Annotated in this window: 12 protein-coding genes; all 12 read left to right on the top strand. The window is 37.0% G+C overall.

Features of this window, described 5'->3' with window-relative positions; all coding sequences use genetic code 11:
• Positions 1–94: 94 nt before the first annotated feature.
• The gene (locus QMG60_RS17555; RefSeq protein WP_281865834.1) at positions 95–1,498 is read left to right on the top strand and encodes a glycoside hydrolase family 140 protein; all 1,404 of its coding nucleotides are present in this window, start codon (positions 95–97) and stop codon (positions 1,496–1,498) included.
• 267 nt (positions 1,499–1,765) lie between these two features.
• Positions 1,766–3,340: a glycoside hydrolase family 28 protein gene (locus QMG60_RS17550; RefSeq protein ID WP_281865833.1), complete on the top strand. Its 1,575-nt coding sequence runs from the start codon at positions 1,766–1,768 to the stop codon at positions 3,338–3,340.
• An 88-nt stretch (positions 3,341–3,428) separates the two neighbouring features.
• On the top strand, positions 3,429–4,346 hold the full coding sequence (locus tag QMG60_RS17545) for a glycoside hydrolase family 43 protein (protein ID WP_281865832.1): 918 nt from the start codon (positions 3,429–3,431) through the stop codon (positions 4,344–4,346).
• A gap of 66 nt (positions 4,347–4,412) precedes the next feature.
• Complete coding sequence (locus QMG60_RS17540; protein WP_281865831.1) at positions 4,413–6,275, top strand: exo-alpha-sialidase; 1,863 nt, start codon at positions 4,413–4,415, stop codon at positions 6,273–6,275.
• Positions 6,276–6,418: 143 nt separating this feature from the next.
• Positions 6,419–9,193 carry a glycoside hydrolase family 78 protein gene (locus tag QMG60_RS17535; protein WP_281865830.1) on the top strand — a complete coding sequence of 925 codons (2,775 nt, stop codon included), beginning with the start codon at positions 6,419–6,421 and terminating at the stop codon, positions 9,191–9,193.
• A gap of 271 nt (positions 9,194–9,464) precedes the next feature.
• Entirely contained in the window at positions 9,465–10,889 is a 1,425-nt protein-coding gene (locus tag QMG60_RS17530) for an acetylxylan esterase (protein ID WP_281865829.1), read from the top strand.
• A 126-nt stretch (positions 10,890–11,015) separates the two neighbouring features.
• A complete protein-coding gene (locus tag QMG60_RS17525) occupies positions 11,016–13,466 on the top strand; it encodes a glycoside hydrolase family 95 protein (protein ID WP_281865828.1) in 2,451 nt (816 codons plus the stop codon).
• A 416-nt stretch (positions 13,467–13,882) separates the two neighbouring features.
• Positions 13,883–15,451 (top strand): glycosyl hydrolase family 65 protein, encoded by a 1,569-nt coding sequence (locus QMG60_RS17520; protein ID WP_281865827.1) that lies wholly within the window; start codon positions 13,883–13,885, stop codon positions 15,449–15,451.
• A gap of 202 nt (positions 15,452–15,653) precedes the next feature.
• Positions 15,654–18,404, top strand: coding sequence for a glycoside hydrolase family 78 protein (locus QMG60_RS17515; protein ID WP_281865826.1), 2,751 nt, complete (start codon positions 15,654–15,656; stop codon positions 18,402–18,404).
• 143 nt (positions 18,405–18,547) lie between these two features.
• A complete protein-coding gene (locus QMG60_RS17510; protein WP_281865825.1) occupies positions 18,548–19,693 on the top strand; it encodes a sialidase family protein in 1,146 nt (381 codons plus the stop codon).
• 95 nt (positions 19,694–19,788) lie between these two features.
• Positions 19,789–20,673 (top strand): TIM barrel protein, encoded by an 885-nt coding sequence (locus QMG60_RS17505; protein WP_281865824.1) that lies wholly within the window; start codon positions 19,789–19,791, stop codon positions 20,671–20,673.
• A gap of 208 nt (positions 20,674–20,881) precedes the next feature.
• Positions 20,882–23,611 carry a glycoside hydrolase family 20 zincin-like fold domain-containing protein gene (locus QMG60_RS17500; protein WP_281865823.1) on the top strand — a complete coding sequence of 910 codons (2,730 nt, stop codon included), beginning with the start codon at positions 20,882–20,884 and terminating at the stop codon, positions 23,609–23,611.
• Positions 23,612–23,940: the final 329 nt, after the last annotated feature.

Genomic DNA, 23,940 nt, shown 5'->3' with positions numbered 1-23,940 from the left:
GTGAAAAATTTAAACACAAAGCTTGGAAAAATCCATTAAATCAGTAAAATCTGTGGCAAAAAAAAATAAAAATATAATTTCAAAATAAATCAAAATGAATCTGAAAATTAAATATTTATACGCCTTAAGTGCAAGCTTTTTATTGACAGCACAAAGCGGATTTTCGCAAGCTGTCAAAACAAAAGATGCCCTGCCTGAAATCAAAATTTCTAAAAATCAGCATTATTTTGTTACCGGAGATGAAAAACCATTTTTCTGGCTGGGCGACACAGGCTGGCTGGCATTCGGAAAATTAGACAGAGCAGGAGTAGACAAATATTTTAAAGACAGAAAAGAAAAAGGCTTCAATGTCGTTCAGGTGATGGTGCTGCATAATATTAATGCCGTTAACGTGTATGGCGATCCAGCTTTGATCAACGAAGACGTATCAAAACCATTGCTTACGGCGGGGAATGATTTTAAAGATGCAAAACAATACGATTATTGGGATCACGTAGATTATACATTAGAAGTCGCTCGCAAAAACGGAATTTATTTAGCAATGGTTCCGGTTTGGGGAACCAACGTTTCTAAAGGAAATAAAGTGAGCAAAGAACAAGCAATAGAATATGCAATGTTTTTGGCAAATCGATATAAAAACAAAACCAACGTAATTTGGTTAAACGGAGGCGATACGCACGGAAATGAATTTCAGGATATCTGGAACGCCATCGGGAATACTTTAAAAACCAACAATCCAAACCAATTAGTGACTTTTCACCCGTTTGGAAGAACGGATTCTTCGGAGAATTTCCACAACGCAAAATGGCTGGATTTCAATATGTTCCAATCAGGACACAGAAGATACGATCAGGATTCAATAAAAACGAATTTCAAAGAAGACAATTACAAATTTGTTCTAAGAGATTTCGAATTAAAACCAACAAAACCTACGCTTGACGGAGAACCATCTTACGAAGGAATTCCACACGGTTTACACGATACTCTACAACCAAAATGGACAGCAAATGATGTTCGCCGTTACGGATATTGGTCAGTTCTATCAGGCGTAGCAGGTTATACGTACGGACACAACGCTGTAATGCAAATGTTTAGAAAAGGCGATAAACCAGCGTACGGAAACAAAGAATTATGGACATCGGCCATTAATGCACCAGGAGCAAAGCAGATGGTTTATATTAAAAAACTGATGGAGGAATTTCCATTTTTAGAAGGAGTTCCAGATGTTTCATTAGTAGTTAACCAAGGAGAAAAATACGATTACATTCCGGCAATAAGAGGGGAAAAATATGCTTTGTTTTACACTTACAACGGTAGAATAATTGAAGCCAAATTAGGAAAAATTTCCAGCGATAAATTCGAAGCAACTTGGTACAATCCAAGAAATGGCAAGAAAACTAAAATAGGAACATTTGATAATAAAGGAACTCAAAATTTTCAGCCAGCAGGAAAAAAAGAAGACGGTAATGACTGGGTTTTGATTTTACGTTCTATTTAGTAATTAGTGAAAAGTACAAAGTAATTAGTGAAATGTAATTCTTGAAATAAATAATCACAGATTATCCGCAATATTGTCATTCCGAGGAACGAGGAATCACACTCGAGAATCGACAACGATTGTCGACAAAGTAAATAACCACAATCTTGTCATTTCGACGAAGGAGAAATCTTCGTTAGTAGCTCCGTATGATTGAGCAACTTTGTAGAGTTTCTTGCGAAGATTTCTCCTTCGTCGAAATGACAAAAATGAGAAAACAGCACAACTATGAAAATCAAAAACATACTAATAATCCTCTGCTTCATAACTGGTCTTAACACCGCTTTCGCAAACGACGGCTGGTTAAACATTTTAAACGAAGGAGGAAATAATAAAGGAATAAAATGCACCCAAGCCATTCAAAATGCAATTGAAAAAGCTTCTAAAAATGGCGGAGGAACGATCTTTTTCCCTGCTGGGGAATATCTTACGGGAGCGTTAACACTAAAAAGCAACATCACAATTCATTTAGATTCAGGCGCACTTTTAAAGTTTTCAGAAAATTTTGATGACTATCTGCCTTACGTAGAAATGCGTTACGAAGGAATTGTAATGAAAAGTTTCCAGCCATTATTTTATGCTAAAGATGTAGAAAATATCACCATTACTGGAAGAGGCGTAATCGACGGACAAGGAAAAGCTTGGTGGAATGAAGTGTACCGAATCGAAACAGTCAAAGAACCGCTTCCTCCAACCAAATACCAAACGATGTGGGAAGAGCAAAACAAAGGCCTTTACACCGAGCCCTATTACAAAAGAACGGTTGATAAAAAATTCTTTAGACCTTCTTTTTTTCAGGCTTACAACTGTAAAAACATTTTAATAGAAGGCGTTACGTTTCAAAATTCACCTTTCTGGACCATCAATCCTGAGTTCTGTGATAATGTAACGGTAACCGGAATTTCGATTTTTAATCCGCATTCGCCAAATACAGACGGGATCAATCCTTCGTCTTGCACCAATGTTCATATTTCAAATTGTCATATCAGCGTTGGAGACGACTGCATTACCATTAAATCAGGAAGAGACGGCGACGGACGTAAATACGGAAAAGCTACTGAAAATGTTACGATTACCAATTGTACAATGTTAAGCGGTCATGGCGGCGTTGTTATTGGAAGTGAAATGTCGGGCGGAATCAAGAAAATCACGATTTCAAACTGTGTTTTCGACGGAACAGATCGCGGAATCCGTATCAAAGCAGCACGCGGACGAGGCGGTGTTGTAGAAGATATTCGTGTCGATAATATCGTAATGAAAAACATTAAAGAAGAAGCAATTGTACTAAGCCTTTTCTATGATAAAGACACCAAAGTAGAACCTGTAACCGAGAAAACACCGATTTTCAGAAACATTCACATGAGCAACATTACAGCTTCAAACGTGAACAAAGCAGGACAAATTTTAGGAATTACCGAAATGCCGATTCAGAACATCACTTTCTCCAACATCAATATGGACGGAAAAGAAGGCTTTACGGTAAACACGGCTACAGATGTTGAATTTCACGATGTAAAAGTAAATGCAACAATTGGTTCTTCTTTCAAAATATCAGATTCGAAAAATGTTATTTTAGACAATGTTGGATCTTCAACACCAATTAAAAATGTTCCGGTTATTAAATTAGATAATGTTTCTAATGTATTGATTAATAATAATTTTCCATTCAATGCTACGGATGTTTTCATCGAAGCAAACGGAAAAGACACAAAGAATGTTTTCCTAAAAAATAATGTTTTTAACAATGTAACAACATCAGTTAAAAAAGGAAAAGATTTAGATAAAAAAGCAATTACAGAATAGAAAATTCAAAATAATATAACACAGATTTCACGGATTTAAACCAATTTAATTCGTGTTAATTAGTGAAATTGGTGTTTAATTGGACAACATGAAAAAAATAGTCATCATAGTAACCTTTTTCATTTTTGCGGTTAGTTATTCGCAGAAAAAGAAAGATTTATACCTTTTTACGTCATTTCGTGAACCAGCAACAGAAGGTTTATATCTGGCTTACAGCGAAGACGGTTATAATTGGAAAGGTCTGGAAGGCTCATTCTTAAAACCTGAAATCGGCGCTAGCAAAATCATGCGTGATCCGTCGATTACTAAAGGAGCAGACGGAACCTATCACATGGTTTGGACAACCGACTGGAAAGGCGGAAACGGTTTTGGATATGCAAGTTCTACAGATTTAATTCATTGGTCAGAACAACAGTACATTCCCGTAATGAAAAACGAACCGGAAGTGGTAAACGTTTGGGCGCCGGAAATTTTTTATGATGATGTTAAAAAAGAATACATTATTATTTGGGCATCGACAATTCCGTTCCGATTTGAAAAAGGTGTGGAAGAAGAAAAAAACAATCACAGAATGTATTATGTAACGACAAAAGATTTCAAAACATTCTCTGATACAAAATTATATTACGAACCAGGCTTCAGCGTAATTGATTGTGTGATTGTAAAGAAAGGCAAAAAAGATTACGTTTTAGTTTTGAAAGACAACACAAGACCCATGCGAAACATAAAAGTAGCGTTCGGAAAATCGCCTTTAGGTCCATTCAGCAAAAGTTCAGAACCTTTGACCGAATATTTATCAGAAGGACCAACGGTAGTGAAAGTGGGTAAAAAATGGCTGTTGTATTATGACAATTACGGTTCAAAAAATTATAAAGCCTTAAGTACTTCAGATTTTGTTCATTTTGAAGATGTTTCGTCAAAAATAAGCCTTCCCGAAGGGCACAAACACGGAACGATTACAACAATATCTGCAGAAGTTTTAAAAGGATTAATTGAAAAGAAATAATTCGCAACGAGACCTAACAGGTTTTTAAAACCTGTTAGGTCTGATCAGAATAAAAAATAAAACACAATGATTGCTTTCCAAAAAATAAAAACCAACCTCTTAACCACAGCCACAATTTTATTGATTGGTACAGCTGTAAATTCGCAGAATGACACCGTTCGTTACGTTGGTAAAACACTTTCAAATGTTGATTATCATCACGGGCAGTTAAGTCCAGCAGTTGGAGTTCACGCTACACAGATCATGCGTGCGAGCAGAGAACATCCTGAAAAAGCCGATGGTTTTGGCTGGACATACAATCATCAGCCTACAATGGCGTATTGGAATGATTCTTTTTATCTGCAGTATTTAAGTGATCCTGCTGGCGAGCATATTCCGCCAAGTCAGACGCTGATTATGACTTCAAAAGACGGCGTAAGCTGGAAAATGCCAAAAGTAATTTTCCCAATTTATCATATTCCTGACGGATGGAAAAAAGAGGGCGTAGAAGGCGTTGCTAAAAATCTGGATGCGATTATGCATCAGAGAATGGGTTTTTATACTTCAAAAGACAAGCGACTTTTTGCTTTGGCGTATTACGGAATTGCGATGGATGAAAAGGACGATCCAAACGACGGAAAGGGAATTGGACGTGTAATTCGCGAAATCAAAAAAGACGGCAGTTTTGGCGAAATTTATTTCATCAGATACAATAAATCCTGGGATAAATCGAAATCGGCTTTCCCATTTTATACGCAGGCAAAAGACAAAGGTTTGAAAAAAGCCTGCGAAGAAATTTTATCTGATCCGTTGGTTTTACAGCAATGGGTAGAGGAAGCAGATCGTGATGACGAATTGATTCCGCTAAAGAAACCTTATAAAGCTTTAAGTTCGTATCATCTGCCAAATGGTGATGTTGTAGGTTTATGGAAACACGCTTTAACTTCGATTAGTAAAGACGGAGGAAAAACATGGGAATACACTCCCGTTCGTGCTCCCGGTTTTGTAAACAGCAATGCTAAAATCTGGGGACAAAAAACGTCTGATAATCGTTATGCGACCGTTTACAATCCATCAGAATACCGCTGGCCTTTGGCAATTTCAACAAGTGATGACGGATTAAATTATAAAGATTTACTATTAGTTCACGGCGAAATCAGTCCAATGCGTTACGGAGGCAACTATAAATCGGCAGGGCCTCAATACGTTCGTGGTATTTCAGAAGGCGACGGAACTCCGCCTGACGGAAAACTTTGGGTAAGCTACAGTGTAAACAAAGAAGATATTTGGGTAGCATCGATTCCGGTTCCGGTTACTTCGGTTGTGACAGAAAATGCGAATGATGTTTTCAGTAATCTTCCTGACGGACAAGAATTAAAGTTATGGAATACCTATGATTTATCTTGGGCTTCAACAAAAATCGAAAAGAAAGACGGTAAAAAATGGCTGACTTTAAGAGATCAGGATTATTTTGATTATGCGCGTGCAGAACGTGTTGTTCCGTTTGCAGAAAAAATGGAAGTTACTTTTACGGTTAAACCAGAGCAGAATAATCACGGTTTATTACAAGTTGAATTTCAGAATAAACAAGGATTGCCAGCCGTAAGATTAACTTTTGATTCGGATGGGCAGTTGAAAACAAAAACGGGAGCTCGTTTCAATACGATTGCCAAATACGAAGCTGGAAAAGAGTATAAAGTAAATCTAAAACTGAACGTTAAAACCCGTTCGTACACTGTAAAAGTAAACGACGAAAAAGAATCAACGAGAATTTTTTATGCTCCGGTAGATGGTTTTGAGCGAATTATGTTCCGCACAGGCGAACAAAGATATACGCCAAATCCGGACACAGCACCAGATACAGATGATTACGACGATCTGCCTCAAACAGGAAAATTAATCCCAGAAGCGGTATTCAATATAGATTCGTTGATAACGAAAAAATTATAGAACGCGGATGACACAGATTCGCTAAAGCGAAGACGCAGATTGACGCGGATTTTTTTAAATACTACAATGAAAAAATCCGTTTTTATCCGCGTCTTTACGAAGTAAATCCGTTTCATCCGCGTTCAAAATCTCAACAATACGAAATGAAGAATTTCAAAAACATAGTATTAGCAATTTGTCTTTTAGTAACCCTAGTTTCTAAAGGACAAATTTTGCCTGTACATTTAACAACAGAAATGGCTGAAAATCCATTAGCAGTGGTTCAAAATCAACCGAGGCTGAGCTGGCAGCTGGTTTCAAAAGAATCTGATGCATCACAAATTGCTTATTTGATTTTAGTTGCTTCTTCGGAAGAAAAATTAAATAATGACGATGGAGATATCTGGAATTCTGGAAGAGTAAATACAGATAAAAACCTGCATATTATTTATAACGGAAAACCATTAAAAAACGAAACCAAATATTTCTGGAAAGTGAAAGTTTGGAATCAATCAGGAAAAATTTCTAAATGGAGTAAAACAGCTTCTTTTAGAACTGCTTCGTTAGAATCAGAATTAAATCCGATTTGGATTGGGGCGATTACCAAAGCCGATAGTCATCTGCCGGAAGGAAGAAACTACCACACAGCCACTTTCAACAGAGAAAAAAAGAATTCGTTTATTAATGCTTCAGATTCGCTGTCACGCAGGAGTATCATGCTTCGTAAACCTTTCGAAGTAAAAAAAGAAATCAAAGAAGCAGTCGTTTACATTTCAGGTTTAGGACATTACGAATTGACTATCAATGGTAAAAAAGTGGGGAACAGCCAATTTGCACCTTTATGGACAGATTATGATAAAACGGTTAATTACAATATTTACGAGTTAAACGCGAAACAATTAGAAAAAGGCGAAAACGTAATTGGTGTTCTTTTAGGGAACGGAATGTACAATACGCTTGCTGAAAGATATACCAAATTCTTCGTGAGTTTTGGTCCGCCGACTTTATTCTTCAAAATGAAAATTAGTTATAAAGACGGTTCAGAAGAAATTATAAAATCAGATGAAACCTGGAAATACAGTAAAAGTCCGATTACGTACAACAGTATTTTTGGAGGAGAAGATTACAACGCCAATTTAGAGCAAAAAGGCTGGAACAGAAAAGGTTTCAAAGATACTGACTGGAAAAAAGTTGTAATTCAGGAAGCACCAAAAGGAGTTTTAAGACCGCAGACAGCACCGCCGGTTACAATTCAGAAGCAATACGAAGTAAAAACCGTAAAAGAGTTAAAACCAAATTTTTATGTTTTTGATATGGGACAGAATCTTTCTGGATTTCCCACTATCAAAGTCAAGGGAAAAAAAGGACAGACGATTCGTGTTTGGGTAGCCGAAGGTTTAAATGAAGAAGGAACAATTGCTCAGGGAAGATCTGGAAAACCATACTATTACGATTATACTTTAAAGGGAAAACAGGTCGAAGAATGGACGCCAAAATTCAGTTTCTACGGTTATCAATATGTTCAGATTGAAAACATTAATTATAAAGAACATAAGAATAAGGAACTTCCAACTTTGGTTGATTTAAAATCGAATTTCATTTATAATTCGGCGGGAGAAGCAGGAAGTTTTGCTTGTTCGAATGAAATCTTCAATAAAACACACGAGCTGATTAATAATTCGATAAAAAGTAATTTCCAAAGTGTTTTTACCGATTGTCCGCAGCGTGAAAAATTAGGCTGGTTGGAAGAAATTCATTTGAATGGTCCGGGTTTAATGTTCAATTATAATTTACAGACTTTCATTCCTGCAACGATGCAGAATATTTCAGATTCACAACGCGATAACGGATTAATTCCGACCATTGTTCCTGAATATGTAATTTTTGGAGGTGACTTTACCGATTCTCCGGAATGGGGTGTAACAGGTGTAATTCTGCCCTGGATGTATTATGAATATTACGGCGATGCTTCTTTACTCGAAAAATATTTTCCTGTAATGAAAAAGTATGTGGATTATTTAGGGACAAAAGCTGAAAATCATATCTTATCGCACGGATTAGGAGACTGGTACGATTACGGAACGCACGCTGCAGGTTATTCAAAAAACAGTCCGATTGCACTTTCGGCTACTTCGCATTATTATTATGGCGCTTATTTAGTGGCAAAAGCAGCTAAAATGTTGGGAAAAACGGAAGATTTAGAGAAATACGAAACTTTGGCTTCTGAAGTCAGAACTGCTTTTAACGCAAAATTTTTCAATCCAGAAACGAAGCAATATGGTACAAACAGTCAGTTTAGCAATGCTGTTCCGATTTTTATGAATATTGTAGAGCCTCAATATAAAGAGGCTGTAATGCAGAATTTATTAGCTGACATCAAAGAAAAAGGCGATCGTTTGACAACTGGAGATGTTGGTAATCGCTATTTATTCCAGACTTTGGCAAGAAATGGAGAAAACGAAACGATGTACAAAATGCACAATCATTACGATGCGCCGGGTTATGGTTTTCAGATTAAATTTGGTTTAACGACTTTAGCGGAACAATGGGATCCGAGAAAAGGAAATTCATGGAATCATTTTATGCTGGGGCAGATTGAAGAATGGTTTTATCAAAGTTTAGCCGGAATTATGGCCGATCCAGAAAAACCGGGCTTCAAACATTTCTTTATCCAACCGGAAGTAGTTGGCGATATGACTTTCGCGAAAGCGGACTATCAATCGGTTTACGGAAAAATAGTTTCGTCTTGGGAAAAGAAAGACGGCAAATTTATTTTGAATGTTGAAATTCCTGTGAATACAACGGCAACAATAAAATTACCTGTTTCTAAAAGTTCGGAAGTAAAGATTGATAATAAAAAAGTTAGGGCAGGTTTTGATGGAACGAAACCAACTTTAGAATTAGGTTCAGGAAAATATACAATCGAATGCAAAATATAGAACACGGATGACACGGATTCGCTATCGCGAAGACGTGGATTTACGCGGATTTTTTTTTATGAATAGCCTCCAGTTTTAACTGGAGGTTACAAATAAGATAAGTTATAGGGCTTTAGCCAAATGAATAAGTTTGGCTAAAGCCAATGAGGGAATCAAAATATTTTCCTCCAGCTAAAGCAGGAGGCAATTAAAGAAAATAAAAAAAATCCGTGTAAATCTGCGTCTTTACGAAGTAAATCCGTTTCATCAGCGTCTAAAATCTCAACAATAAATGAAAAATATCAAATACATAATTACAATTGCAGTTTCCATTTTTGCTTTGACATTGGCCAATGCGCAAAGCACTTCTGATACTAATTTTAGAAAACCAGTTTCAGAAACTTTAAAGAAAATAGAAACCGTTTTTAATGTCACGATTAACGACGACCGAGGTTTACTGAAAGGAAAAGAACTGGATTATGCCGACTGGAGAATTGAACCCGGAAATTTGGCTATTTCGCTGACTAACATTCTGGCTCCGTTTGAATTGATGTATTTCAAACAGCCGGATGGAACCTACATTATTCGTAAATATGAAAACCATAAAGTTTCAGTTGATAAAGGAAAAGAACGCTTGTTTTATTTAGAAAGCCTTTATTCGACAAAAGAACAATGGGAAAAACGTAAAACGGAGTTAAAAGCTTGTATGATAACCTCATTTGGATTAGAAAAGGCTCCCCCAATGCCAAAATCTAAACCACTTTTAACTCCAAAGAGAATTTATAAAGATTACAGCGTAGAAAATATCGCTTTGGAAATCTTGCCCGGTGTTTATGCAACGGGATCGATTTACAAACCGTATCCGTTAAATAAAAAAGCAGCAGTTATTTTAACTCCTGACGGACATTTCGGCGACGGAAGATATAGAAAAGACGAGCAGTACCGTTGCGCTATAATGGCTAAAATGGGCGCTATTGTTGTGTCTTATGATTTATTTGCATGGGGAGAATCATTATTGCAGTTTCCTGAAGAAACGCACAGAAATAGTATTGCATCGACAGTTCAGGTTTTAACCGGAATACGTTTTCTGGATTATTTGGCGACGGTAAAAAATGCTGATATGTCTAGAGTTGGCGTTACAGGTGGATCTGGCGGAGGTTCGCATACGATGTTTTTAGCAGCATTAGATGACCGAATAAAAGTTTCAGCTCCGGTTGTGATGGTTTCATCTCATTTCTCAGGCGGTTGTCCTTGTGAAAGCGGTCGTGGAATTCACTTGTGCGGCAACGGAACAAACAATGCAGAAATCTCAGCCATGATGGCGCCAAAACCACAGTTAATTGTTTCAGATGGAAAAGACTGGACCTTAGCGGTTCCTGAACTGGAATTTCCTTTTATCCAGAGAACGTATGAATTGTACGGAAAGAAAGATTTAGTCGAAAATGCTCATTTTGCAAAAGAAGGACACGATTTTGGAGTATCAAAACGTATGGCTTTGTATCCGTTTATGGCGAAATATTTAAATTTAGATTTGAATAAAGTAAAGAATGATAAAGGCGAAATCGACGAATCGACTTGTGTGATTGAAACTTACGATAAGTTGTATGTTTTTGGAAACAAAGCAGAAAATCTGCCTAAAAATGCGTTGAAAGACATCAACAAATTATATGAAATGTTCGGAGAAAAAAATCTGAAAGTTTACGAAAATAAGAAATAAGAAAGATAAACACAGATTACACTAATTAACACAAATTCTGCAGGTTTTAGAATGTAAGTGAAATTATTCAGTATTATATTTTTGTGTTAATTCGTGTAATCTGTGTTAAAAATAATGACAAAGTATATGAAGTTAAAAATTAAAATAACGGCAATCTGTCTAGGGATTTTTTCGCTTACAGCAACAGCACAAAACGACCTGAAATTATGGTACGACAAACCCGCTGCAATCTGGAACGAAGCTTTGCCATTAGGCAATGGTCGTTTGGGTGCAATGATTTTTGGTGATCCGGCGGTGGAGCGTTTGCAATTGAATGAAGAAACTATTTGGGCAGGATCACCAAACAGCAACGCACATTCCAAATCAATTGAGGCTTTGCCAAAAGTAAGACAGCTTATTTTTGATGGGAAATTTGATGAAGCGCAGGATTTGGCAACCAAAGATATTATGTCGCAAACCAATGACGGAATGCCGTATCAGACTTTTGGCAGCGTTTATATTTCCTTTGCTGGACATCAAAAATATACCGATTATTACCGTGATTTAGATATCAGCAATGCAACAGCAAAAGTAAAATACAAGGTAAACGGTGTCGAATTTACAAGAGAAATTCTAACCTCATTTTCAGATCAGGTTATTGTGATGAAACTTTCGGCTAGTCAGCCGGGACAAATTACGTGCAATGTTTTCATGAACAGTCCGATTGATAAAACGGTGGCTTCCACAGAAGGAAACCAAATTATACTTTCGGGTTTAGGAACTAATTTTGAAGGCGTAAAAGGAAAAGTAAAATTTCAGGGAAGATTAACCGCTAAAAATAAAGGTGGCGAAATTAACGCGAGCAACGGAATCTTAAGCATTAACAAAGCCGATGAAGTAACTTTGTATATTTCGATTGCAACCAATTTTAAAAATTATCAGGATATATCGGGCGATGAAATTGCCAAAAGTAAAGAGTATTTGGCAAAAGCCGAAGTAAAAGATTTTGAAACGATAAAGAAAGCCCACATTGAATATTACCAACAATTCTTCAACAGAGTGGCTTTAAATTTAGGTTCGAATGATTTAGTGAAGCAACCAACTAATGAAAGAATCCGTGATTTCTCAAAACAATTTGATCCACAATTGGCAGCTTTGTATTTTCAGTTTGGACGTTATCTTTTAATTTCGAGTTCACAGCCCGGCGGACAGCCGGCGAATTTACAGGGAATTTGGAATGATATGGTAACGCCGCCCTGGGATAGTAAATACACGACAAACATCAATGCCGAGATGAATTATTGGCCTGCACAGGTAACCAATCTTCAGGAAATGCACGAGCCTTTTGTACAAATGGCAAAAGAGTTAAGTGTTACAGGCGCAGAAACTGCGAAAATGATGTACAATGCCAGCGGTTGGGTTTTACACCACAATACCGATATCTGGCGTGTAACGGCTCCGGTAGATTCTGCTGCTTCGGGAATGTGGCCGACAGGCGGTGCGTGGGTTTGTCAGGATTTATGGGAAAGATATTTGTACACAGGTGATAAAAAATATCTGGCAGAAATTTATCCAATTATGAAAGGTGCTGCAGATTTCTTTCTTGATTTTATGGTGATCGATCCGAATACGAAATATTTGGTGGTTGTTCCTTCAAGTTCTCCTGAAAACACACATGCAGGAGGAACAGGAAAAGCGACAATTGCTTCTGGAACTACGATGGACAATCAACTGATTTTTGATTTGTTTACGCATGTTATTGAGGCTTCGGCTTTGGTTTCTCTGGATGCAGCTTATGTGAAAAAAGTAAGTGATGCTTTGGCAAAAATGCCTCCAATGAAAATTGGAAAACACAGTCAGTTACAAGAATGGCAGGATGATTGGGACAATCCAAAAGACAATCACCGACACGTTTCGCATTTATACGGATTGTATCCGAGTAATCAGATTTCGGCGATTAAAACGCCTGAGTTATTTGAAGCGGCCAAGCAATCTTTGATTTACAGAACAGACGAATCTACAGGCTGGTCGATGGGATGGAAAGTAAATTTGTGGGCCAGACTTTTAGACGGAAATCACGCTTACAAATTAATTCAGGATCAATTGCATTTGGTGACAGCTGACCAAAGAAAAGGCGGTGGAACGTATCCGAATATGTTAGATGCGCATCAGCCGTTTCAAATTGATGGTAACTTTGGATGCACAGCCGGTTTTGCTGAAATGTTAATGCAGAGTCAGGAAGATGAAATACATTTATTGCCGGCTTTACCTAGCGTTTGGAAAGACGGAAGTATAAAAGGTCTGGTGGCCAGAGGCGGATTTGTAATTGATATGACGTGGAAAAACAATAAAGTTTCTGAATTAAAAATCTACTCCAAAATAGGAGGAAACTGCCGATTGAAAGTAGAAAATACTTTAAAAGGAAATTCGCTTAAAAAAGCAAAAGGCAAAAATCCAAATCCGCTCTTTTATGATGTGGAAGTAAAGAAACCGATTATTTCTGATCAGGCGAAATTGGAAAAAGTAAAACTGCCAAATTACAATATTTACGATGTGAATGTGAAAGCTGGGCAGACGTATACTTTTTCTGGGAATTAATAGAGATGTTTTTAGACCTGACTGGTTTTTAAAACCAGTCAGGTCTCGATACGTTTCCTGCAAGGTTTTCATAACCTTGTAGGTATAAGTTAGCAAGTCTAGTTTGTCATTTCGACGAAGGAGAAATCTCCGTTAGAAGCTCGACAAAGATTGGTATTCACTTTACGGAGTTACTTGTGAAGATTTCTCCTTCGTCGAAATGACAATATTGTGTAAAAAAGAATTAGACCTACAAGGTTTTGGAAACCTTGCAGGAGTGGAAAACCTGAAAACCTTGCAGGAGTGGGAAACCGCAAAGTTCTCTCGCGTGAGGGATGGAAGTGGAGCTCTCCCGATTTTTCATCGGGAAGCGGGAACGGACAGCCCGGCCCGGAGGGACACGCCCAAATAATGAATTTTATAATTAGATTTTAAATATGTTACATCATTTTAAATACAAAATAATCGCTTTACTAATCTTGGTTTCAACATTAAACATAAGCTGTAAATCGGGTGCAGGGCATTCTCAAAAGGGAAAAGCAGTTGTTTTAAAAGAAAAAAACTTCAAACATTATGTTGATTATTTCAACACGATGGAAGATGAAAATTTGAAATTTGCGATTCCGAATGACAGTGCGTGGACTTGGATGGAAAAGAATATTCCGTTGTTTGAATGTCCGCAGCAGAATTTTGAGGAGATTTATTATTTCCGTTGGTGGAGTGCGAGAAAGCATATTAAAAAAACACCACAGGGATTTGCGATTACCGAGTTTTTGGTAGACCGTTCGTATGCAGATAAATACAACATGATCAGCTGTGCTTTGGGGCATCACATTAATGAATTCAGATGGGTTCATGATCCGCAGTATATTGAGCAGGATGTGAAAATTTGGTATCGAGGAAATGATGGAAAACCGATGAACAAATTGTATAAATTCAGCAGTTGGACAGCCGATGCTTTGTACAATCGTTATTTGGTGAATAAGGATGAAAAATTCTTATTGGATATGTATCCAGACATGGTAACAGATTATGCTGTTTGGGAAAAAGACCGTCAGCGCAAGGATGGTTTGTTTTGGCAGCATGATGTAAAAGATGGAATGGAAGAGTCTTTAAGTGGCGGACGTAAAGTGCAAAATGCAAGACCAACGATTAACAGTTATATGTTTGGGAACGCTATTGCGATTTCTAAAATGGCTGCTATGAAAGGCGATAAGGAAACGGAAACAAAATTCAAAGCTAAAGCGGATGTTTTACAGCAATTAGTCGAAACCAAGTTATGGAATGCTAAAAGCGAGTTTTTTGAAACTTTAACAGAAAAAGATACATTAGCGCAGGTTAGAGAAGCTATCGGATTTATTCCGTGGTATTTTAATCTTCCAGAAAAAGGAAAAGGTTTTGAAAAAGCGTGGGAACAAATTAAGGATGAAAAAGGATTTTCGGCGCCGTTTGGTTTGACAACAGCCGAAAGAAGAAGTCCGCGTTTTAGAACTCACGGAACTGGAACCTGCGAGTGGGACGGAGCGATATGGCCATTTGCAAGTTCGCAGACTTTGACGGCTCTAGCGAATGTTTTGAATAATTATGATCAAAATTTTGTGGCTAAGATGGATTATTTCAAACAAATGGATTTGTACGTGCAGTCGCAGTATTACAGAGGAAAACCATATCTTGGCGAATATTTGGACGAAACAACGGGCTATTGGTTAATGGGTGACAGAGAAAGAAGCCGTTATTACAATCATTCGACTTTTAACGATTTGATGATTACAGGATTGGTTGGTTTGCGCCCGAGAGCCGATGAAAAGATAGAAGTGAATCCATTGATTCCGCAGGAAAAATGGGATTGGTTTTGTCTGGATAATGTTTTGTATCACGGCAATATTATTACGATTCTTTGGGATAAGACCGGAGAAAAATATAAAAAAGGAAAAGGTTTCAGGATCTTTAAAAACGGAAAAGAAATTGCTTTTTCTGAGAGATTGGAGAAGTTGGTTTCTGAATGAAATAATTTAGAATAAACATCTAAAGATGCTTGAGAGAAGCATAATATTTATAGCCAGATTAACACCTGTATTATTTAAAGCTCCAGCGGAGCGATACATATTGTAAATTATGTCGCCCCGCTGGGGCTTTATGAACAAACTATTATAAGATCTATAAATATATCGTCCCTATGGGACTTGAAAAACTGAATTAAATAAAATCATGAAAAAGTTTTTTTTACATCTAACCATAATCATCTCACTTTTTACACTTTCGGCGAAAGCCCAAAATAAAATCAGTGTTGTGGATTTAAAATGCGAAATGCTGACTAATCCGGAAGGAATTGATGTTTTACAGCCAAGATTGAGCTGGAAAATAAAAGCAAACGTAAATGATGTAAAACAAACCCATTTTCAAATATTAGCTTCTTCAAGTTTAGAAAAGCTAAACGCAGGAAACGCTGATTTATGGGATAGTGGAAAAATACAAAGCGATGAATCTGTAAACGTAATTTATAACGGAAAAAAGCTAAAAGACAGACAAGATGTTTACTGGAAAGTAGTTATTTCTACCAATAAAGGTGAAGTAAAATCAATAGAACCGGCTCATTTCAGCATCGGAATTTTGACTTATGCCGACTGGAAATCGACGCGTTGGATTGGGTATGAAAAAACTTCTCCAGGCGATAGTATTTCGCAGTATTCTCGATTATCAGCCAGATATTTAAGAAAAGAAATTGACTTGAAAAAGAAAGTCAAAAATGCCAAAGTTTATATCATGGGAATGGGCTTGTACGAGCTGTACATTAACGGAAATAAAATTGGCGATCAGGTTTTGGCTCCCGTTCCTACGGATTATACGAAGAATGTGAAATACAATGTTTTTGATGTGACTTCGCAACTAAAAGAAGGCAAAAATGCATTGGGAACGATTTTAGGAAACGGACGTTTTTTTACGATGCGTCAGGATTATAAACCTTATAAAATCAAAACTTTTGGGTATCCGAAAATGGCTTTGCAGTTATTTGTAGAATATACAGATGGAAGCAAAGACGTTATTCGCACAGACGATACCTGGAAAATAACAACCGACGGACCAATCTTGTCAAACAACGAATACGACGGAGAAGAATACGATGCCCGTAAAGAAATGAAAGGCTGGAATACCATTAATTTTGATGATAAAAAATGGCTTTCGGCAGAATATGTTCAAGAACCAGGCGGATTCTATGAAGGACAGATGTCGGCGAATATGAAAATTAAACGCGAAGTAAAACCTATTTCGATTAAACAGACACCAAAAGGAACTTATATCTTAGATATGGGACAGAATATGGTAGGATGGCTGCAATTGAAAGTGAAAGGAAATGTGGGCGACAAAATCACGATGAAGTTTGCAGAATCTTTACAGCCAGATGGTTCGTTATATATTGCCAATCTTCGCGATGCTAAAACGACTGATATTTATACTTTAAAAGGCGGAGGAGAAGAAGTTTGGGAACCCCGTTTTATTTTTCACGGTTTTAGATTTGTTGAAATTTCAGGCTTCAAAACAAAACCTACTTTGGAAAATTTTGTTGGAAAAGTGGTTTATGATGATATTGCGACGACAGGAACTTTCGATTCTTCAAACTCGATAATGAATCAGATTTTTAAAAATGCGTGGTGGGGAATCAGCGGAAATTATAAAGGAATGCCAATCGATTGTCCGCAAAGAAACGAGCGTCAGCCTTGGTTGGGAGACAGAACCACAGGGGCTTATGGTGAAAGTTTCTTATTTGATAACCAAACATTATATGCAAAATGGCTCGACGATATTAAAAACGCACAAACTATTGACGGCGGAATTCCAGATGTTGCGCCAGCTTTCTGGCGTTATTACGGTGATAATGTGACTTGGCCGGGAACCTATATTACGGTTGCCGATATGCTGTATCAGCAGTTTGGAGACAAAAAAGTAATTGAAAAACAATATCCGTCTATGAAAAAATGGATGGATTATATGGAAGAAAATTATTTGGTAGATGATATCATGACCAAAGATAAATACGGTGATTGGTGCGTTCCGCCAGAATCTTTGGAGTTAATTCGTTCTAAAGATCCTGCTCGTTTAACAGATGGAGAATTGATCTCAAGTGCCTTTTTCTATCAGCTTTTAAATACGATGAAAAAGTTTGCGGTAATTACAAATGCTGAAAAAGATATTGCACATTATGAGGATCTGGCTTCGAGAATTAAAAAAGCATTCAATGCGAAATATTTTAATGCATCAAAAAATAATTACGCCAACAATACTGTAACAGCCAATTTACTGCCGTTGACTTTCGGAATGGTTCCAGAAGAATTACAGCAAAAAGTTTTCGAAAATTTGGTGCACGAGGTTGAAGTAACTAAAAATGGTCACGTAAGTACAGGAGTTATCGGAACGCAGTTTTTAATGCGAACACTGACTAATTTTGGGCGAGGTGATTTGGCTTTCAAATTAGCATCAAACAAAACCTATCCAAGCTGGGGTTATATGGTCGAAAACGGCGCAACCACCATTTGGGAACTTTGGAATGGAAACACTGCAGATCCTGCTATGAATTCGCAAAATCATGTAATGCTTTTGGGCGATTTATTGATTTGGTATTACGAAAATATGGCTGGAATCAAAAGTAATCCTGAAACTCCAGGTTTCAAACAGATTATTATGAAACCAGATTTTAATGCTGGATTGACTTATGTAAATGCTTCTTACGAATCTATTTACGGTTTAATTAAAAGTGACTGGAAAAAAGATAAAAAGGCTTTAGTTTGGAACGTTACTATTCCCGAAAATACTTCGGCTATTGTGTATCTTCCGACAACAGATATTTCTGCGGTTTCCATCAATAAACAGAAGCTGGATAAGACTTCTCATGCTTTTTCAGTAGAAAAAAATCAAATAATTGTCACACTTTCGTCAGGAAATTTTGCGATAAACGTTAAATAATCTGCATTTTTAATAATTCGGGACAGTACAGGATACATTGTTAATTTTTTGGTGTTATTTTTACACTTATTAAATATTTTTACCTAAAAAAATGTTAGGTATGTATTTATAGTCAAAAAAAATAATTCATAATTTAATTAAGAATGAAGATAACAAAATTAGCATTTGTCTTGTTTGGACTTTTCCTTTTAGGAAGTTGTAAGTCGGCTTTAGAGAAAAAGACTTGGAAAGAAGGAATTTTAGTAGATCAGTTTATTTACGATAAAGCGCCTTATCCGTCTTGCCACGCTGTTACAATTGTCGAAGCTACAAATGGTGATTTAGTTGCTTCTTGGTTCGGAGGAACTCACGAAAGACATCCTGATGTTTGTATTTATGTCGCTATTAAACCTAAAGGAAGCGATACTTGGAATGAAGGCGTAAAAGTTGCGGATGGTGTCATGAAAGAAGGTTCGAGATTACCAACATGGAATCCTGTTTTATATCAAATTCCGGGTGGTGATTTAATGCTTTTCTATAAAATCGGACCAAAACCATCAGAATGGTGGGGCGTAATCAGAACTTCATCTGATGGCGGAAAAACATGGTCTGAAGCACAAAAAATGCCTGATGGTTTCTTAGGACCAATCAAAAATAAACCGGTTTTATTGAGCAACGGAACTTTATTATGTCCGTCAAGTATCGAAGGCGACGGCTGGAGATTGCGTATGGAATCAACTCCTGATTTCGGAAAAACTTGGGTAATGGGCGATACGCTTCCAAGAGGAAAACAAAAAATCAATGCGATTCAGCCCAGTATTTTATTTCATAAAGACGGAAGTATTCAGGCCATCGGAAGAACCAGAAACAGAGCTATTTTCAGCACTTTCTCAAAAGACAACGGAAAAACTTGGTCTGATATTGAGTTAATCGGACTTCCAAATAACAACTCAGGAACAGATGCCGTAACTCTAAAAAACGGTAAACATTTACTAGTTTACAATCATGTTCTTCCTCCAGGGAAAGAAGCAAAAGGCCCAAGAACGCCTTTAAATGTTTCGATTTCGGATGACGGAATTAACTGGAAAGCTACTTTGGTTTTAGAAGATTCAAAAATCAGCCAGTATTCGTATCCTTCTATGATCCAAAGTTCTGATGGAATGGTGCATATCGTATACACTTGGAGAAGAGAAAAACTGAAATATGTAAAAATCGATCCAACGAAGTTAAAAGCACTTCCAATCAAAAACGGAATTTGGCCAGGCGAAGAAGGAAAAGTGGTAACGGCTGTTAAGGCTGAAGAAGAGTAAAAAAAAGTTCGCCACGAATTTCACTAATTTTCACGAATTTTTTAAAAATAGTAATTCGTGAAAATTAGTGCAATTTGTGGCAAAAAAATATAGACATGAAATTAAAAAAACATTTATTAATTGCCTTCCTTGTTGTTCTGTCAACAACATTCAACAGTTGTGCAACAGCTCAGTCTTCCAATAAAAAACAAAAATACAAAGTAGCAGTTTGCGACTGGATGATTTTAAAAAGACAAAAACTAGGCGCTTTTGGTTTGGCGGCTGAAATAAAAGCAGACGGAATCGAACTGGATATGGGAGGTTTAGGAAACCGACCAACTTTTGACAGCAAATTAGGCGATCCAGTTGAGAGACAAAAATTCTTAGATAAATCGAAAGAAACTGGAGTTGGAATCAGTTCTATTGCGATGTCTGGATTTTATGCGCAGTCATTTGCCACAAGAGAAATCACGCCAATGATTACGGATTGTATTCAAGCTATGAAAAATATGAAAGTTAAAGTGGCCTATCTTCCGTTAGGAACTCAAACTGATTTGGTTAAGAATCCAGAATTACGTCCAGAAGTGATCAAGAGATTGCAGTGGGCAGGAAAAGAAGTGGGGAAAATTGGTGGAGTTATCGCTATTGAAACTTCTTTGAGTGCTACAGAAGAGAAAAAACTTTTAGACGAAGTCGGTTCAAAATATATTAAAAGCTCTTTCAATTTTGCCAATGCAGTTGACAATGGCAGAGATATTTCATCAGAATTAAAAATCTTAGGAAAGAAATATTTAGCACAGATTCATGCATCAAACACCGATCAGTTTTGGTTAGAAAACGATAAAGCGATCGATATGCCGAAAATCAAACAAACGTTGGACGAAATGAAATGGGGCGGATGGCTAATTGTAGAACGTTCTCGTGACGTGACACAAGTGCACAATGTAAAAGCCAATTACGGAGCGAATGTAGCATATTTGAAAAAGATTTTTCAGAATTAAAAAAAATATTTAGCCACAGATTAAAGGATTAAAAAGATTTTTTTCAATCTGTGGAAATCTTTTAATCTGTGGCAAAAAATAAAAAAGTAAATCTGCTTAAATCTGCTTGATCTGCGTGAAAAAAATTGCACGCAGATTTATATAGATTTAAGCAGATTTAGCAGATTATTTTTTAACATTCTCAAAGAATAAAACACAATACAATACAATGAAATATTTACAATTACTTTTTTTATGTTTTTATGTCTCTTTCGCGACAGCGCAGAACATCACAGTTGTGAGTGATCCGAGTTCGCCGAGAGCAAAATTTGGCGCAGATAAATTATCTGAAATACTTACAGCAAAAGGTTTCAGCGTAACTTCTTCTGATAAATTCAAAAAATCAAAAGATAAAGTAATTGTTATTGGTGGAAAAGGAACTGATTTCTGGAAAAAAAATGCTAAAAGCGCTAAAATCGATGATAGCAAATTAACAAAGAAAGAAGGTTTTCAGATTCGTACTCAAAATAATATTATTTACATTGAAGGAACAGATGCTTCTGGAGCTTTGTATGGCGCTTTAGAATTAGCAGACCGTATTAAAAGTTCAGGAAAACTTCCGTCAGAAATTAATTTGGATGACAGTCCGGAAATGGTTTTAAGAGGTGCTTGCATCGGAATGCAGAAACCCGTTTATCTTCCTGGGCGTGATGTTTATGAATATCCGTATACACCGGAAACTTTTCCTTGGTTTTACAATAAAGCTTTATGGATAAAATATCTGGATATGCTGGTAGAAAACCGCATGAATTCCTTGTATTTATGGAACGGACATCCGTTTGCTTCTCTAGTGAAATTAAAAGAATATCCTTTTGCTGTAGAAGTAAGCGACGAAGATTTCAAAAAGAACGAAGAAATCTATAAATTCTTAACGGTAGAAGCGAACAAAAGAGGAATCTGGGTAATTCAGATGTTCTATAACATTATCGTTTCTAAGCCTTTTGCAGAACATTATAACATTAAAACACAAGATCGTTCGCGTCCAATTACGCCATTACTTTCAGATTATACCAGAAAATCTATCGCTGCTTTTATCGAAAAATACCCTAATGTTGGATTAATGGTTTGCTTGGGAGAAGCGATTAATACGGTTGATGATGATGTAGAATGGTTTACCAAAACAATTATTCCAGGCGTTCGCGATGGCTTACAAGCATTAGGAAAAACAGAAGAACCGCCAATTATTTTACGTTCTCACGATACAGACGGGCCTTTGGTAATGGAAAAATCACTTCCGTTATACAAAAACTTATATACAGAAAGTAAATATACAGGAGAATCTTTAACGACTTATACGCCGGGCGGACCTTGGGGCGAAACGCATAAACAATTGAGCGCTTTAAAATCAATTCATATTGAAAATGTTCATATTTTGGCCAACTTAGAACCCTTCAGATACGGTTCGCCGGACTTTATCCAAAAAACGGTTAAAGCTATGCACAGCGTTCACGGAGCCAATGCATTACACTTGTATCCGCAGGCATCGTATTGGGATTGGCCGTATTCGGCAGATAAAACTAAATCAGGCGAGCGTTTACTAGAAATGGATCGTGACTGGATTTGGTACAAAGCTTGGGCAAGATATGCGTGGGACAGCAAAAGAGACCGAAATGAAGAGGTGAAATTCTGGCATAATGATTTAGCCGCTAAATTCGGAACGAGTCAGGAAGCTGCGAATAACATCTTAAAAGCCTACGAAGAAACAGGAGAAATTGCGCCAAAAACATTAAGACGTTTCGGAATTACCGAAGGAAATCGTCAAACCTTATTATTAGGAATGTTTGAAAGCCAATTGGTAAATCCGTCGAAATGGCGTGTGTATCCTGGATTCCACGAATCTTGTGGACCAGCAGGCGAATTGCTTTTAGAATATGCTAAAAAGGAATGGAATAAAGAACCGCATTCGGGCGAACTTCCAACACAGATTATTGCTGAAATTACAGAACATGGAAGATTGGCTGTTGAAGCCATCGACAAAGCCGAAGCAAGCGTTACCAAAGATAAAGAAGAATTTGCACGTCTTAAAAACGATATGCATGCCTATAAAGCTTTCGCAGATTTCTTTTCAGAAAAAGTAAAAGCAGCCTTATTGGTTTTAAGATACAGTTATTCAAATGATATCAGCGATTTAGACAAAGCAATGCCTCATTTGGAGAAAAGCATTGAGTATTACGAATTATTGGTGAACCTTACGAAAGATACGTATTACTATGCCAACAGTATGCAAACCGCTCAACGTAGAATTCCGATTGGTGGTGATGACGGTAATAACAAAACTTGGGCAGAATTATTACCGCATTACGAGCGTGAATTGGCTAATTTCAAAAGAAATCTAGAGAAGTTAAAATCTTCAAAAGACGGCAAAATTGAAACTAAAGAAGGAAAACCTTGGAAAACGGCCGAAGTTACTTTCATCGACGAAAAACCGGGAACTTATTTAGTAAAAACAGGAACAAAAGTTTACGGAACCGATATTTCTGAATTAACGAAAATTGCTCCTGAACTTCAAAACTTAAGAGGATTTTCGTTTGTAGAAAATGACCAGAACGAAAAAGGTACACATTTGAAGTTTAGAAATACAAAAGCGGTTAAATTAGTAGTTGGTTATTTCAATTCAGATCAAAAGAGATTTTTGTTACCGCCAAGTTTGGAAACAGATGCAGCAGGAAATGCCCACGGTCAGGCGGAAGTTATTTTGGCAAGCGCCATGAATTTAAAAGAGCTTCCGAGAGTAAACATTCATACCTATACTTTCCAGCCTGGCGAAAATAAATTAGATTTAGGAAAAGGAAAAGTATTGATTTTAGGTTTCATCGACGCAGATCAAATCATCACACCGCGTGATGTTGGATATATTGATGCAGGAGAGAAAGCAGCTATTGACTGGTTGTTTTATTAATAAGATTTTGGGCGTGCCCCTCCGGGTCGGGCTTTCGGCTATATCTTTTATTCCGCTCCGCTGCATAAAAGGATACCGCCTCAATCCCTCACGCGAATAAACGTTATTAAACCTGACGGGTTTTAAAAAACCGTCAGGTTTATACGCAAAGTATAAATACAATCTTGTCATCCCGATCCCGAGACTTCGGGAGAGGGATCTTCGCAAGTTGCTAAAGATTGGTGACATTTCTATACGGAGCTACTTGCGAAGATTTCTCCTTCGTCGAAATGACAAAAAGCCGTATATCAAACTTTAATAACCTTATATCACTTATATGGTTCAATAAT

It is taken from the genome of Flavobacterium sp. GSB-24 (genome assembly GCF_027924665.1).
Lineage (GTDB): Bacteria > Bacteroidota > Bacteroidia > Flavobacteriales > Flavobacteriaceae > Flavobacterium.
The sequence above is the reverse complement of the archived record's forward strand: the minus strand, read 5'-3'. Positions and strand labels throughout refer to the sequence as shown.

What these genes read in the sequence shown, in the direction of transcription:
- QMG60_RS17555 (WP_281865834.1), top strand. Translation starts at nt 95, where the DNA reads ATGAATCTGAAAATTAAATATTTATACGCCTTAAGTGCAAGCTTTTTA.
- QMG60_RS17550 (WP_281865833.1), top strand. Translation starts at nt 1,766, where the DNA reads ATGAAAATCAAAAACATACTAATAATCCTCTGCTTCATAACTGGTCTT.
- QMG60_RS17545 (WP_281865832.1), top strand. Translation starts at nt 3,429, where the DNA reads ATGAAAAAAATAGTCATCATAGTAACCTTTTTCATTTTTGCGGTTAGT.
- QMG60_RS17540 (WP_281865831.1), top strand. Translation starts at nt 4,413, where the DNA reads ATGATTGCTTTCCAAAAAATAAAAACCAACCTCTTAACCACAGCCACA.
- QMG60_RS17535 (WP_281865830.1), top strand. Translation starts at nt 6,419, where the DNA reads ATGAAGAATTTCAAAAACATAGTATTAGCAATTTGTCTTTTAGTAACC.
- QMG60_RS17530 (WP_281865829.1), top strand. Translation starts at nt 9,465, where the DNA reads ATGAAAAATATCAAATACATAATTACAATTGCAGTTTCCATTTTTGCT.
- QMG60_RS17525 (WP_281865828.1), top strand. Translation starts at nt 11,016, where the DNA reads ATGAAGTTAAAAATTAAAATAACGGCAATCTGTCTAGGGATTTTTTCG.
- QMG60_RS17520 (WP_281865827.1), top strand. Translation starts at nt 13,883, where the DNA reads ATGTTACATCATTTTAAATACAAAATAATCGCTTTACTAATCTTGGTT.
- QMG60_RS17515 (WP_281865826.1), top strand. Translation starts at nt 15,654, where the DNA reads ATGAAAAAGTTTTTTTTACATCTAACCATAATCATCTCACTTTTTACA.
- QMG60_RS17510 (WP_281865825.1), top strand. Translation starts at nt 18,548, where the DNA reads ATGAAGATAACAAAATTAGCATTTGTCTTGTTTGGACTTTTCCTTTTA.
- QMG60_RS17505 (WP_281865824.1), top strand. Translation starts at nt 19,789, where the DNA reads ATGAAATTAAAAAAACATTTATTAATTGCCTTCCTTGTTGTTCTGTCA.
- QMG60_RS17500 (WP_281865823.1), top strand. Translation starts at nt 20,882, where the DNA reads ATGAAATATTTACAATTACTTTTTTTATGTTTTTATGTCTCTTTCGCG.